Annotated in this window: 14 protein-coding genes and 1 pseudogene; 9 read left to right on the top strand and 6 right to left on the bottom strand. The window is 70.6% G+C overall.

Annotation, left to right across the window (positions count from 1 at the left end; translation table 11 throughout):
* The 4 genes and pseudogenes from J4H91_RS15585 to J4H91_RS09825 all read right to left on the bottom strand — a co-directional run.
* Positions 1-111: pseudogene (locus J4H91_RS15585) on the bottom strand (leucine zipper domain-containing protein); the annotation flags it as partial.
* Positions 112-241: 130 nt separating this feature from the next.
* Entirely contained in the window at positions 242-790 is a 549-nt protein-coding gene (locus tag J4H91_RS09835) for a type 1 glutamine amidotransferase domain-containing protein (protein ID WP_208046088.1), read from the bottom strand.
* Between the two features lie 180 nt (positions 791-970).
* Positions 971-1783, bottom strand: a complete 813-nt coding sequence (locus J4H91_RS09830; protein WP_208046087.1) for a purine-nucleoside phosphorylase — start codon at positions 1781-1783, stop codon at positions 971-973.
* A gap of 61 nt (positions 1784-1844) precedes the next feature.
* The gene (locus tag J4H91_RS09825; protein ID WP_208046086.1) at positions 1845-4619 is read right to left on the bottom strand and encodes an aminotransferase class I/II-fold pyridoxal phosphate-dependent enzyme; all 2775 of its coding nucleotides are present in this window, start codon (positions 4617-4619) and stop codon (positions 1845-1847) included.
* A gap of 143 nt (positions 4620-4762) precedes the next feature.
* Here J4H91_RS09825 and J4H91_RS09820 point away from each other — a divergent pair, with 143 nt between their 5' ends.
* The 3 genes from J4H91_RS09820 to J4H91_RS09810 all read left to right on the top strand — a co-directional run bounded on the left by J4H91_RS09820 (position 4763) and on the right by J4H91_RS09810 (position 7068).
* On the top strand, positions 4763-5176 hold the full coding sequence (locus J4H91_RS09820; protein ID WP_208046085.1) for an SIP domain-containing protein: 414 nt from the start codon (positions 4763-4765) through the stop codon (positions 5174-5176).
* Positions 5177-5244: 68 nt separating this feature from the next.
* Complete coding sequence (locus J4H91_RS09815) at positions 5245-6678, top strand: NAD(P)H-quinone dehydrogenase (RefSeq protein WP_208046084.1); 1434 nt, start codon at positions 5245-5247, stop codon at positions 6676-6678.
* Between the two features lie 12 nt (positions 6679-6690).
* A complete protein-coding gene (locus J4H91_RS09810; protein WP_341783509.1) occupies positions 6691-7068 on the top strand; it encodes a cupredoxin domain-containing protein in 378 nt (125 codons plus the stop codon).
* Positions 7069-7194: 126 nt separating this feature from the next.
* On the opposite strand, the gene J4H91_RS09805 is transcribed toward J4H91_RS09810, so the two are convergent.
* A complete protein-coding gene (locus J4H91_RS09805) occupies positions 7195-8520 on the bottom strand; it encodes a class I SAM-dependent RNA methyltransferase (RefSeq protein ID WP_424960838.1) in 1326 nt (441 codons plus the stop codon).
* A 209-nt stretch (positions 8521-8729) separates the two neighbouring features.
* Between J4H91_RS09805 and J4H91_RS09800 the strand changes: the two genes are divergently transcribed.
* The 4 genes from J4H91_RS09800 (at position 8730) to J4H91_RS09785 (ending at position 11663) form a co-directional block, all read left to right on the top strand.
* Positions 8730-9356: a hypothetical protein gene (locus J4H91_RS09800; protein WP_208046081.1), complete on the top strand. Its 627-nt coding sequence runs from the start codon at positions 8730-8732 to the stop codon at positions 9354-9356.
* Complete coding sequence (locus J4H91_RS09795) at positions 9353-9940, top strand: TetR/AcrR family transcriptional regulator (RefSeq protein ID WP_208046080.1); 588 nt, start codon at positions 9353-9355, stop codon at positions 9938-9940. Before J4H91_RS09800 ends, J4H91_RS09795 begins: the two co-directional genes overlap by 4 nt.
* Before the next feature lie 187 nt (positions 9941-10127).
* Entirely contained in the window at positions 10128-10931 is an 804-nt protein-coding gene (locus J4H91_RS09790) for an ABC transporter ATP-binding protein (RefSeq protein WP_208046079.1), read from the top strand.
* A 138-nt stretch (positions 10932-11069) separates the two neighbouring features.
* Complete coding sequence (locus tag J4H91_RS09785; protein ID WP_341783508.1) at positions 11070-11663, top strand: ABC transporter permease; 594 nt, start codon at positions 11070-11072, stop codon at positions 11661-11663.
* Here the strand turns inward: J4H91_RS09785 and J4H91_RS09780 are convergent.
* Positions 11644-11925: a hypothetical protein gene (locus J4H91_RS09780; RefSeq protein WP_208046078.1), complete on the bottom strand. Its 282-nt coding sequence runs from the start codon at positions 11923-11925 to the stop codon at positions 11644-11646. The genes J4H91_RS09785 and J4H91_RS09780 overlap by 20 nt on opposite strands.
* A 52-nt stretch (positions 11926-11977) precedes the next feature.
* Here J4H91_RS09780 and J4H91_RS09775 point away from each other — a divergent pair, with 52 nt between their 5' ends.
* A complete protein-coding gene (locus J4H91_RS09775) occupies positions 11978-12532 on the top strand; it encodes a MarR family transcriptional regulator (protein WP_208046077.1) in 555 nt (184 codons plus the stop codon).
* A gap of 9 nt (positions 12533-12541) precedes the next feature.
* Positions 12542-13186, top strand: coding sequence for a Maf family protein (locus tag J4H91_RS09770; RefSeq protein ID WP_208046076.1), 645 nt, complete (start codon positions 12542-12544; stop codon positions 13184-13186).
* Positions 13187-13216: the final 30 nt, after the last annotated feature.

Here is a 13216-nt window from a genome sequence, read left to right as displayed (position 1 = left end):
GCGCGAGATACCCATCGCGGCAGCGATATGGGATTGTTTCCAGCCCTGCTGATGACGTTGAATGATCAATCGCCTACCAGCAGGAGTCAGACGGGCGTTACGGTGGGTCACGAGAACCTCCGGGAATGGGTGAAGACGTTAGACATCTCCACTAAGCCCGGAGGTTCTCCTGTTTCACAAGCCCGTCGCTGCTACCAACCTCCTGACCGGGTACACCTAGCCGCTCGGTCGGCGACCCCGCTCAGGCCGTCTGGCCGGTGTGCTTCCCTTCGGCGATCTCCTCGACGAGCTTGGCGTTGAACGCGGGCAGATCGTCGGGCGTTCGGCTCGTGACCAGGCCCTGGTCGACGACGACCTCCTCGTCGACCCACGTCGCTCCCGCGTTGCGCAGGTCGGTGCGGAGGCTCGGGTAGGAGGTGACGGTGCGCCCGCGCAGCACGTCGGCGTCGGCGAGGATCCAGCCGCCGTGGCAGATGGCGCCGACGGGCTTGTGCTGCTCGAAGAAACCCCGCACGAAGGCCACCGCGTGCTCGTCCATGCGGATCCGGTCGCCGTTGCCGACGCCGCCGGGCAGCACGAGGGCGTCGTAGTCGCTCGCCCGCGCGTCCGACGTCGCGCGGGCGACCACCGCCTCGTGGCCGTTCTCGCCGCGGATCGTGCCGGTGTTCGTCGAGACTACCTCCGCCTCGGCGCCGTGCTCGCGCACCGCCGAGAGCGGCTCGCTCAACTCCGAATCCTCGAAGCCGTTCGTCGCGAGGATCGCTACGCGCTTGCCGTTGAGATGAGTCATGGGGGCCTCCTCGGGCTCGTCGTTCAGTGGACGATTCCAGTGAAGCGCGTCGCTCGGGCGAGCGGCACCCCGTTGCGCCGGGCGCGATCGGCCGTTATGGTCGCGCGCCCGCGTCGGTGCAGAGAAAAGGGGGCGAGGGATCCCTGTCGATCCCTCGCCTCCCTCGTCCAGCGGCCGTCGCTACAGCTTGACCACCAGCTCCTTGAGCAGCGCCGCGAGCCTGGGCTCCGCGTCGCGGCCGGCCTCGAGCACCTCCGCGTGGCTCAGCGGAGTCTCCTGGATGCCGGCGGCCAGGTTCGTGATCAGGGAGAACCCGAGGATCTCCATGCCCGCCTCGCGCGCGGCGATCGCCTCGAGCGAGGTCGACATGCCCACGATGTCGCCGCCGATGATGCCCGCGTAGCGCACCTCAGCCGGGGTCTCGTAGTGGGGGCCGGTGAACTGGGTGTAGACGCCCTCGTTCAGCGAGGGATCGACCTCGCGTGCGATCGCGCGCAGCCGCGGCGAGTAGAGGTCGGTGAGGTCGACGAACGTGGCGCCCTCGAGCGGCGAGGCTGCCGTGAGGTTGATGTGATCGCTGATGAGCACGGGGTAGCCCGGCTTGAACGCCGGGTTCACGCCGCCCGCACCGTTCGTGAGCACCATGATCTTCGCGCCCGTCGCGGCCGCCGTGCGCACGCCGTGCACCACGGCCCGCACGCCGCGGCCCTCGTAGAAGTGGGTGCGCGCCCCGATGACGAGGGCGTGGCGGCCGTCGGCGAGACGGATCGAGCGCAGCGTGCCCGAGTGGCCGGGCACGCCCGAGGCGTGGAAGCCGGGCACCTGCTCGGCGGGCACGGTGGCGACGGTCTCGCCGATCACGTCTGCCGCCTTGCCCCAGCCGCTGCCGAGCGTGAGCGCGATGTCGTGGCGCTCCACCCCCGTGAGTTCTGCGATGGCCGCTGCCGCCTCGGCTGCGAGGGCCTTGGGATCCTGCTCAGTCTCTGCTGTCATGCGTAACAGCATAAAGGGATCGCGTGGTGGGGTGAGGAGTCGGAGTGCCCGGTCCGATCCCTCACCTCTCCGTGTCGCGCTTGAGGATGCGGTAGCCGCGGCGGGGGTCGTAACCGTGGATCTCGCGGGTGTCGAGCACCGCCATGAAATCGAGCACCTCAGCCGTGATGACCTGACCGGGCACGAGCACCGGGAATCCCGGCGGGTAGGGGGTCACGAAGCCGCCGGAGACCGGCTCCTCGCCCCGCGCCACGAGCTCGCGCAGCTCCTCGAGCCGCACGTGCTCGACGGCGCCGCGCTTCTGCCCCAGGAAGAAGGGCGTGCGCATATCGCCGTCGGGGAGGCCCGCATCGGATGCGTACTCGGGCGCGAAGCGGCTGAAGTCGGGCATCGGGGGCATCGGCTGCTCGGCATCGGCCGCGGTGAGATCGGGGTCGAGCTGCGCCTGCTCGTCCTCGAAGCGCTCGGCGAGCTTCACGAGCACCTCGATGAGGTAGGCGATCGCGCTGCGCGTGGTGCCGATGTTGGTCATGAACAGCACGGTGTTGCGGCTCGTCTTGTTGACCTGGATGCCGTACCGGTTCATGAGGTGCTCGTGCTTGAAGGTGTCGCCGTCGACGCCCGTGCGGGTGATCTCGATCGTGATGCGGCTCGGGTCGATCACGAACTCGTCGTTCGCCCACGCCTTCCACATGCTCGAGAGCCCGTCGCGCAGCGGCATGGGGCGCCCGACGCCCCGGTACTGCTCGGGGATCAGTTCGGTCGCGGTGAGCACCCGGTAGGTGCGGCGCAGCAGCGGGTGCCGCGACACCGACTGCGCGAGGCTCGTCGCGAGATCGAGCTGGCGCTGCACGAGCTCGAAGCCCTCGAGCTCGACCTGGCGGCGGCCGAGGTCGAGCGAGGCGAGGATCTGGTAGTTCGGCGACGTCGAGGTGTGCGTCATGAACGCCTCGTGGAACGGCTCCTCGGCCTCGCGCACCCAGTCCTGGTCGTAGACGTGGATCATCGATCCCTGCCGGAGCGCCGTCAGGGTCTTGTGGGTCGAGTGCGTCGCATAGACCCTGATGCGGGCGTCGGGGCTCGGGATCAGCTGCTCGCCGAGCCACGCCTCGTCGGCCTTCGGGGTGCCGTCGGCGTTCCAGAGGCGCTGCTGCTGCTCTCGATGGGCGGCCGCGTGCGCCGAGGTCTTGAGACGGGCCTCGAGGTTCTTCGCGGAGGTCATCGCGGTGCGCTGCCTCGTCACGGGGTGGAACGCCGCGAACGCGAACCAGGCCTCATCCCACAGGAACACGAGATCTGGCTTGATCGCGAGGCACTCGGCCATGACCCGCTCCGGGTCGTAGACGATGCCGTCGAAGGTGCAGTTGGTGAGCGTGACCATGCGCACCTCGTCGAGGCGGCCCGCAGCGCGGTAGTCGAGCAGCATCTGCTTGATGCGGTCGAGCGGCACCGCCCCGTAGAAGGCGAAGTCGTTGAGGGGGTAGGCCTCGAGGTAGGCGGGGCGTCCGCCGGTGAGCATCATCGAGTGATGGTGCGACTTGTGGCAGTTGCGGTCCACGAGCACGACGTCGCCCGGGCCGACGAGCGCCTGGTGCACGATCTTGTTCGCGGTCGAAGTGCCATTCGTGACGAAGAAGGTGTGCTTGGCGCCGAAGGCGCGCGCTGCCAGATCCTGCGCCTTCTTGATCGCGCCGGTCGGGGCGAGCAGCGAGTCGAGCCCGCCCGAGGTCGCGCTCGTCTCCGCGAGCAGCAGATTCAGCCCGTAGAAGTCGGCGAGATCCTTGATCCAGCGGGAGTTCACGACCGAACCGCCGCGGGCCACGGGGAGCGCGTGGAACACCCCGACCGGGCGGCGGGCGTGGTACTGGATAGCCGAGAAGAACGGCGTGTCGTAGAGGTGGCCGACCCGTCGCAGCAGGGTGAGGTGCAGCTCGAGCTGGTCCTCCCGGCGGAAGACGCGGCGGAAGCGGCGGGTGAGCACGCCCGCGAGATCCTCGATGTGCGCTCCGGCGACGAGGTAGAGGTCGAGTTCGGGTCGCAGGCTCGCGAGCGTGTCGGCGAGGCCGAGCACGCGCTGCACCGACGCGAGCGAGCTGCGCGATGAGGCGGGGTGGTTGCGCGCGGAGTGACGCGCGAGTTCGATGGTCTCCTGGAGCTCGCGGCTGAGCGGTTGACGCGTGCGATCGCTGAAGCCCGGGCGCACGACGCAGGCGAGGATCTTCGTGTTGGTGAGCACGGCCGCGATCGCGTCCTCGGCCGAGGGGACGACGATGAAGTCATAGATGAAGGCGTCGTCGGCCGAGCGGAGACGCAGGGCCTCGGCGTGCAGGGCGTCTCGGTCGGCCTCGGTCGTCTCGTCGACGACGAGGACCTCGAAGCGCGGGCGGGGATCGGTGTCGTCCTGCCACTCGAGCCGCTCGGCCTCGTCGAGCGTCTCCTCGCGCTGATCGTCGAACACCGAGCTGCCGCGCAACCGCGTCACGACCCGGCCGATGCGGTCGAGCGCGGTGTGGTAGTCGCCCTCCTGCAGCAGTTCGCGGATGCCGCGGACGTAGCGCTGCCCGAAGCCCGCCCAGTACATCTCGATCGTCTCGAGCGCGCGCAGCGATCGGAACGCCTCGCCATCGCTCGAGAGCACCTCGTCGGAGTCGTTGCCGAGGGCGACGCGCTTCACGGCGAAGCGCAGGTACTCCCAGGCGTCGCTGCGCAGACGCCAGGTGCTCGCCGCCATGCCGGGGTCGCGCTCGAGCGAGTCGGCTCCGCGGCCGCGGTTGCGGTTCGGGTTTCCCAGTGCGCGCCCGGGCTGGGGGTTGCGAGCGGATTCGGTCCTCGTCATCGATGGCGTCCTTTCGCGGGCGTACTTGACCAACGATCCTATGCCGTCGCGGATGCCGCATGCGGCAATCGGCGCAGAGGGGTGTCGGAAATCATTTTCAGATTTTTCAGCCGATGAAGGTAAGGATGCCCTAATATGGGAGCGTGCAGAACTTCGATCCCGTCGCCCCCGATCCCGTGGGTGAGCTGACGCTCGCCGCGGGCACGCGCGACGACCTGCCCGCGCTGAGGGCGTGGCTCGCATCCCTCCCCGCGGGCGCCTACGGCCAGGTGCTGATCGAGAGCGACGAGCCCGTCGGATCCCTGCCGACCCCTGAACTCGTGTCGGTGAACCGCGTGCCGCTCGGCCTCGAGCCGGGAGAAGGCCTCTCCCGCGCGGTGCGCGCCTGGTGCGACGAGTGGCTGTGGGTCGATTCCGACGTCGACCGCTCCGTGCAGCTCTGGATGGGGGCGGAGGAGCAGCCGGTCATGCGGGAGTGCTGGGGGCGCATCGACCGCCGCATCTCGCGGCGGCACTATGCTGCAGGCGCCACGCAGGCGATGTCGCAGCACGCGTAGGGATCCCTCGCGAACCGGCCCGCCGCCGATCCGAACCGCGCCCGCCTCGACCTCACTAGACTGAGTGCATGGCGAAAGCATATGAGCGGAAGCATCGGATCGCCGTCATCGGCGGCGGACCCGGCGGTTACGAAGCGGCGCTCGCCGGAGCGCAGCTCGGCGCCGACGTCACCCTGATCGAGCGGACAGGGGTCGGCGGGGCGGCCGTGCTCACCGACGTCGTCCCGTCGAAGAGCCTCATCGCGACCGCCGGAGGAGCGCAGGCTGTGCGCGACTCCGGCCGGCTCGGCGTGCAAGCCTTCGTGCCCGGCGGCGACGGCAAGGCCGTGCGCCCCGAGATCGCCGTCAACCTCGCCGCGGTCAACAAGCGCCTGCTGGCGATGGCCGGGGCGCAGTCGGTCGACATGCACCGCTCGCTCGAAGAGGCCGGCGTGCGCATCGTGCAGGGGGAGGGGCGCCTCGACGGCGACGGCGCAGTGCTCGTCGCGACCGCGGCGGGCGGCACCGACTTCGACCGCATCGAGGCCGACACGATCGTCGTCGCCGTCGGGGCGAGCCCGCGCGAGCTCGAGACGGCGAAGCCCGACGGCAAGCGCATCCTCACCTGGAAGCAGCTCTACAACTTGCCCGCCATCCCCGAGCACCTCGTGGTCGTCGGCTCGGGCGTCACGGGCGCCGAGTTCGCCAACGCCTACCGCACCCTGGGAGCCGAGGTCACCCTCGTCTCCAGCCGCGAGCAGGTGCTGCCGGGTGAGGATCCCGACGCCGCGGCGGTCATCGAGCGCGAGTTCAACCGCCTCGGCATGCGGGTCATGTCGAAGTCGCGTGCCGAATCGGTCGTGCGCACCGACGACGGCGTGCTCGTCACCCTCGCGGACGGACGCACGATCGAGGGATCGCACTGCCTCATGGCCGTGGGCTCGGTGCCGAACACGGCAGGGCTCGGACTCGAGGAGGCGGGCGTCTCGCTCACCGAGAGCGGCCACATCCGCGTGAACAAGGTCGCACGCACCGCCATCCCGTCGATCTACGCCGCGGGCGACTGCACCGACTTCTACCCGCTCGCATCCGTCGCTGCGATGCAGGGCCGCACGGCGATCATGCACGCGCTCGGCGACTTCGTGCGCCCGATCGACCTGCGCAACGTCGCGGCGAACGTCTTCACCTACCCCGAGATCGCGACGGTCGGCTGGACCGAGCGCACCCTCGAGGAGGCCACCGAGCTCGCGCAGCACGTCACCCACACGGTGCCGCTCAGCGTGAACCCGCGCGCCAAGATGATCGGCTTCACCGACGGCTTCGTGAAGCTCTTCGCCTGGAAGGCTTCGGGTACCGTGATCGGCGGCGTGATCGTGTCGCACCGCGCGAGCGAGCTGATCTTCTCGCTCGCGCTCGCCGTCGAGCACCGCCTCACCGTCGACCAGGTGGCCTCGGCCTTCGCGGTCTATCCCTCCATGACGGGCGCCATCACCGACGCGGCCCGAGCGCTTCACCAGCACTGAAAGGTGTTCCACGTGCAACATCGCTCCTCTCGCCGCGCCCTCCTCGGCGGGGCCCTGCTCGCGATCGGCGCCGTGCTCGCCCTCGGCGGCTGCGCGCAGGGCAAGCCCGACGTGGTGCCCTCGGACGAAGACGTCAAGGCCGTCGTGACGGTGCGGGTCACCGACAACGTCTACGAACCGGCCGAGGTGCAGATCACACCCGATCAGGCGGTGCGCTGGGAGTTCCTCGGCCCGGCCGAGCACGACGTCGTGGCCGCTGACGGCAGCTTTGTGAGCGAGCTCGTCACCGAGGGCACCTATACGCACCGCTTCACCGAGGAGGGCGACTACGAGTACGACTGCTCGATCCACCCCGAGATGCGGGGAGTGGTGCACGTCGTCGCGCCGTAGCGCCCCGCCCTCCGGCGCTTAGCGCCCCGAGCCTACTGGGCGAGCACAGGCACGTCCCGCTGGTTGAGCGAGCGAAGCGAGTCGAAACCCGAGGGCAGTTCCTCGATTTCGACTCGCTGGCGCTCGCTAGGCCCGCTGGAAGACGGCCAGCGACTCGAAGTGGTGCGTGTGCGGGAAGATGTCGAACGCCCGCAGCTCCGTGAGCTCGTAGCCGGCCTCGCGCAGCGTCTTCGTGTCGCGGGCGAGCGCAACGGGGTCGCACGCCACGTAGACCACGTTGGCGGGGGAGAGCTCGATCAGCTGACCCATGACGCCGCCGCCCGCGCCCGAGCGCGGCGGGTCGAGCACCACGGTGCCGCGGCGCAGCCGATCCCTCACGGGAGCAGCCGACTTCAGCAGCTCTGCGAGGTGCCGATCGACCTTCGAGGTGAGAGCGAGCGCGCCCACGAGCTCGGACAGGTTCTCTGCGGCGTCGTCGGTGGCCCCGGGCTCCGCCTCGACCGTCGTCACCTTCAGGCCGGGGCCCACGGCCTCGGCCATCGCGGCCGCGAGCAGGCCGGCGCCGCCGTAGAGGTCGAGGTTGCCCGCCGCGGGGTCGAATCGGCCGTCGGCTACGAGGTCGGAGACGGCGTCGCGCACCGCGGTGAAGAGCACGGCGGGCGCCTCGCGGTGCACCTGCCAGAAGCCGCCGGCGCGCACGAGGAAGCCGCGGTCCTCGACGAGCTCGTGCACCGCGTCGCCCGCTCCGGCGCGCTCCTTCTCGCCTGCGAGCGTGAGCAGCATGCGCGGGTCGTCAGCGGCGGGGTCGATGAGGTCGACCGTGGTCACGCCCGGCATCGGCTCGTGGAGGGGAGCGACCTGGTTGATCCCCTCGGTCGCGAGCGGCAGCGAGGCGACGGAGATCACCCGGCGGCTGCGGGCCGCGTAGGGACCCACCGCGCCCGTCTCGGGGTCGACGTGCAGGCGCACGCGGGTGCGGTAGCCGAGCCCGTTGCGCTCCTCGTCGCCCTCGGTGGGTTCGACGAGTTCGGTCAGCAGCTCGCGCATGCTCTCGGGGTCGTCGTCCTCGGGCGCGAGCTCGACGCCGCCGAAGCGCTGCATCGCATCGACGAGCACCTCGCCCTTGAGCGCACGCTGGTGTGCGAGGTCGATGTGCCCGAACTCCGCGCCGCCGGCCCGGTCGTCGAGATCGCGATCGACGGACGCCTCGGCCCAGACGTGCTCGCGGCGGTGGGGCGAGGCGTCGAGCACCTCGACGACCGCCGCGCGCGCGAACGACTTCTTCTTCGCGTCGGTGACGCGGGCGCGCACTCGCTCGCCGGGGATCGCGTCGGCGACGAAGACGACGCGCCCCTCGTGGCGGGCGACGCTCACACCGCCGTGGGCGATGCCGGTGACGTCGAGTTCGACGGTGTCGCCGATGGAGAGGGGGGCGTTCGCGGCTGCAGACATGTGCTCCATTCTCTCACCCCGCGGTCCCGCCCGCGGCTGCGGTTGCGGGGTGGTGCGGCGGATCGGGCGATCCCTCATTCGGATCAGGTACGTCGTTCGGATCGATCCGGGCCTTTCGATCCGAATGAGCTGCCTGATCCGAACGGGCTGCCGGCTCCGAACGGGCCGCCCCACCCGAACGAGCCGCCGACGCCGGGTAGGGTGAGGGCGTGGGACGAAGGCATGAACGGAGCGGGCGAGGGATCCCGGCCCTGCTGCGCTTCGCCGCACTGCTCGTGCCCGTCGCGCCCGTCATTGTCGCCGTCGTGCTGCTCGACCGCGTCGTGGCCGCCATCAGATTCGAGCTCAACCAGGGCGGTCTGGTCTCGTGCAGCGTCGGCATGGGCGGGATCACGGTGTCGTGCGAGACGAGCGCCGCGATCCGCTACGCCGTCGGAGGCGTCATCGCGGCGGCGATCACCGCGTGCGCGGCCCGAGTGCTCGACGCGTCGCGCCCGGCCGCTGTCGGGCGCCTGCGCGACGAGCTGCTCATCGCCGCGCTCGGGCCGTTCGCAGTGCTGCACGCCGGCGCGGGATTCGTGCTCTGCTACTTCGGTCTCTTCTGGGGCGGGGTGCGGTCGTGGACGCCCGACTTCCTGATCGGTCTGCTCACCCCGTACGCGGCCGGCGCGGTGCTCGGCACGTTGGGGTTCTGGGCCGTGCTCAGGCTGCTGCGCGCGCGGCCCGCGGCGGGGAAGGACGAGGGATCGCCGGATCCCTCGCGGAATGCGACCGCGACTGCCCCCGCGACTGCCCCCGCCCCTGCTCCTGCGGCATCGGACGGTCCGACGCCATGACGAAGCCGAGGGGACGCGGGCGGCCGAAGGGCGGCACCGATTCGCGGTCGAGGATTCTCGCCGCCGCCATCGAGGAGTTCGGCGAGCGGGGCTACGAGGGGGCGACCATCCGCTCGATCGCGGCTCGTGCGGGGGTCGACTCCGCCCTCGTGCACCACTACTTCGGCACGAAGGCCGACCTCTTCGCCGACGCGGCCGATGTGCCGCTACGACCCGATGTCGTGGTGCCGATCATCCTCAGCGGGCCGCGCGACGAGGTGGGCGAGCGCATCGTGCGCTACGTGCTCGAGTCGTTCGAGCGCGACGACGTGCGCCGCCGGGGCGTCATGCTGCTGCGCACCGCGGTGGGCGGCAAGGTCGGTTCGCCGCTGATCATCGGGTTCCTCACGCGGGAGCTGCTGCCGCGCGTCGCGCGCCGACTCGACGTGCCCGATGCGGAACTGCGCGCGGAGCTCGTCGCCTCGCAGATCGCGGGCATGCTCATGATCCGCTACGTGCTGGGTGTGAAGCCGATCGCCGACGCACCGATCGACGAGCTGGTGGCCCGGGTCGGGCCGACCATCCAGCGCTACCTCTTCGACTGAGGGCTCGGCCCCGCGCGGGAATTCGGGGACGCATACGGTCGGTATGGCGGCGCGAGACGACCTTTTGCGTCCCCGATTTCGGGATCCAGGCCGATCCCTCGCCCGTGGCGGTCGGCGACGCTGCTCATCGGCCGATCGAATCAGCGCGGTGATTGACATCTCCGGCGCCGCGACTTAAATTCATTGCATGATGAATAAATTGGCGGTCGAGGTCTCGGGCCTCACCGTGCGGAGGGGAAGGCGAACCGTCTTCGACGGGCTCGACCTCGCGATCCGCGCGGGCGAGGTGACCGGGGTGCTCGGCCCCTCGGGCTGCGGCAAGACCACGCTCCTGCGCTCGATCGTCGGTGCGCAGGCCGCGCGCGGCGGACGTGGCGAGGTGCGCGTGCTCGGTCTCCCAGCCGGCAGCCGCGAGCTTCGCACCCGCGTCGCCTACGCCACGCAGGCGGCATCGGTCTACGACGACCTGACGGTGATGCAGAACCTGCGCTTCTTCGCCCGCGCTCTCGGGGCACCCCGCGGCGATGCCGAGCGCGTCGCCGAACTCGTCGGCCTCCGCGACCGCGCCGGGCAGCGGGTCGAGTCGCTGAGCGGAGGGCAGCGAGGCCGCGTCTCGCTCGCCGCGGCGCTGCTCGGCGCCCCCGAGGTGATCGTGCTCGACGAGCCGACGGTGGGTCTCGACCCCGTCCTGCGCGCCGAGCTGTGGGATCTGTTCGAGCGGCTCGCGGGCGAGGGGGCCGCTCTCATCGTGAGCAGCCACGTCATGGACGAGGCGCTGCGCTGCGACCGACTCCTGCTGCTGCGCGACGGCGCGGTCGTCGCCGACACGACTCCTGACGAACTGCTCGAGACCACCGGCGCGCGAGATCCCGAGACCGCCTTCCTCGCGGTGATCGAGTCTGGGAACCGGGCCGGGGAGGCGACTCGCCATCGAGGCCGTCATGAGGGTGAGGGATCGGCGCGATCCCTCGCGGAGGGAGGCGTCTCATGAGCCCGATCCGCACGCTCGCCGTCGCGGGGCGCGTGCTGCGACAGCTCGCCCACGACCCGCGTTCGGTCGTGCTGCTGCTCGTCGCCCCCCGCTCTGCTCGTCGGCCTGTTCTCGTGGCTCTTCAGCGAGCAGGACGGCGTGTTCGACCAACTGGGCGGGCCGATCCTCGCGCTCTTCCCGTTCATCCTCATGTTCGTCGTGACGTCGGTGACGACGCTGCGCGAGCGCCGATCGGGCACCCTCGAGCGCCTCATGACCACCCCGCTCGGCAAGGCCGACTTCATCGTCGGGTACGCGCTCGCCTTCGGGCTCGTCGCCGTCGCGCAGGCAGCGATCACCGTGAGCTACGCGGTGCTCGTGTGCGGGCTCTCGGTCGACGGCGCCGTGTGGCGGCTCGGCCTCGTCGCCGTCTGCGACGCCCTGCTCGGCACGGCGCTGGGTCTGCTCGCGAGCGCGTTCGCGCGCACCGAGTTCCAGGCGGTGCAGTTCATGCCGCTCGTGGTGATCCCTCAGATCCTGGTGGGCGGGCTGCTGATGCCGAGGGATCGAATGCCCGAAGCGCTGCAGGTCGTCTCCGACTGGCTGCCGCTGAGCTATGCGGTCGACGCGGTGAACGCGGTCACCGTCGGCGAGGAGGGGTGGGATCTCTGGCGGCCGCTCGTCGTGATCGTCGGGGTCTCGCTCGTCGCGCTCGCGCTCGCCGCAGCGACGCTCAGGCGCCGCACTCCCTGAGCGGCTCGGGTGCGCTCGGGCACCTCATGTGCGTCGGCTTGCCCGGGCCGCCGCGATCGAAGCGGTGGAGCTGCAGCGACTGCGCGCAGACCGGGCACTTCGGATCGGCGGGCGCCACGTAGGCCGGCTCGTCGCGGTCGCCGAGCTGCGCCGGGCCCTCGAACTGATAGAGGAACCGCTGGATCGCGGCGTAGACGCCGGGGACCCCGTCGTAGGGGGTCTTGTGCCACAGGTGACGCTTCGCTCGTTTTTGTTTGCCCACGAACGAAAGCGTAACACGTTTCGTTAATGCACGAACGAGGTAGGGTGGGAGAGTGGAAGAGACACCGGACGATCTGCTCGAGCTCGACAGGCAGGTGTGCTTCGCACTCGCTGTGGCCAGCCGCAGCGTGATCGGGATCTACCGCTCGATCCTCGAACCCCTCGGCCTCACGCACCCCCAGTACCTCGTGATGCTCGCGCTCTGGGGAGACGCGCCGCTGCGCTTCCGGCAGCTGTCCGAGATGCTCCGCATGGACCCCGCGACGCTCTCTCCGATCGTGAAGCGCATGGAGCAGTACGGCCTCATCGAGCGCGCCGCCGTGGAAGGCGACGAACGCACCTTCACGCTCGCGCCGACAGCGGCGGGAACGGCGCTCCGCGAGGAAGCCCTCGCGGTGCCTCCGGCCGTGATCGAGCGCCTGGGATTGCCGGTCGAACGGCTGATGGCGCTCCGCGACGAGCTCACCGCCGTGATCGAGGCCGTCGACCACGGCCCGGCCGTTCCCGATGCGATCCCTCATTCGGATCGGGCAGCTCGTTCGGATCGATTCGGGCGCTCCGATCCGAACGAGCTCCCACGCCCGAACGACGGCGCAGCGGCCGAATAGGCTGGGAGCATGCGCCTGTACCTCGCCTCCACCTCCCCCGCCCGCCTCTCCGTGCTGCGCGGTGCGGGCATCGAGCCGATCTGCTTCTCGCCCGAGGTCGACGAGGAGGCCGAGGTCGCGGCGCGGGAGGCGGAGCTCGGGCGATCCCTCACCGCCCCCGAGCTCACCGAGTACCTCGGCCGTCTCAAAGCCGAGGATGTGGTGCGCCGCCACGGCCCGGATGGCACGGGCGAGATCGACGGGCTCGTGCTGGGCGGAGACTCGATGTTCCTGCTCGGCGGCGAGATCCTGGGCAAACCGCACCTGCCGGAGGTGGCGCTCGAGCGCTCGAAGCGGCACCGCGGCGAGACGGGGGTGCTGCACTCGGGGCACTGGCTCGTCGACTGCACGGGCGGTGAGGTGCGCGGCGCGGCCGGCGCGGTCGACACCGCGCGCGTGACCCTCGCCGCCGACATCCCCGACGACGAGCTCGCCGCCTACGTCGCGACGGGCGAGCCGCTGGAGCTCGCGGGCGGCTTTGCGATCGACGGGCTCGCCGGCGCCTTCATCGAGCGCATCGAGGGCGCCCCCAGCTGCGTGATCGGGCTGTCGCTGCCCGCGCTGCGCCGGCTCGTGATCGAGCTGGGGCACCCTTACCAGAGCCTCTGGGAGTAGAACCCTCGCCGAGCCGCTGCCGCCTAGGCC

The organism is Leucobacter ruminantium, from assembly GCF_017565705.1.
GTDB classification, from domain to species: Bacteria; Actinomycetota; Actinomycetes; order Actinomycetales; family Microbacteriaceae; genus Leucobacter; species Leucobacter ruminantium.
The sequence above is the reverse complement of the archived record's forward strand: the minus strand, read 5'-3'. Positions and strand labels throughout refer to the sequence as shown.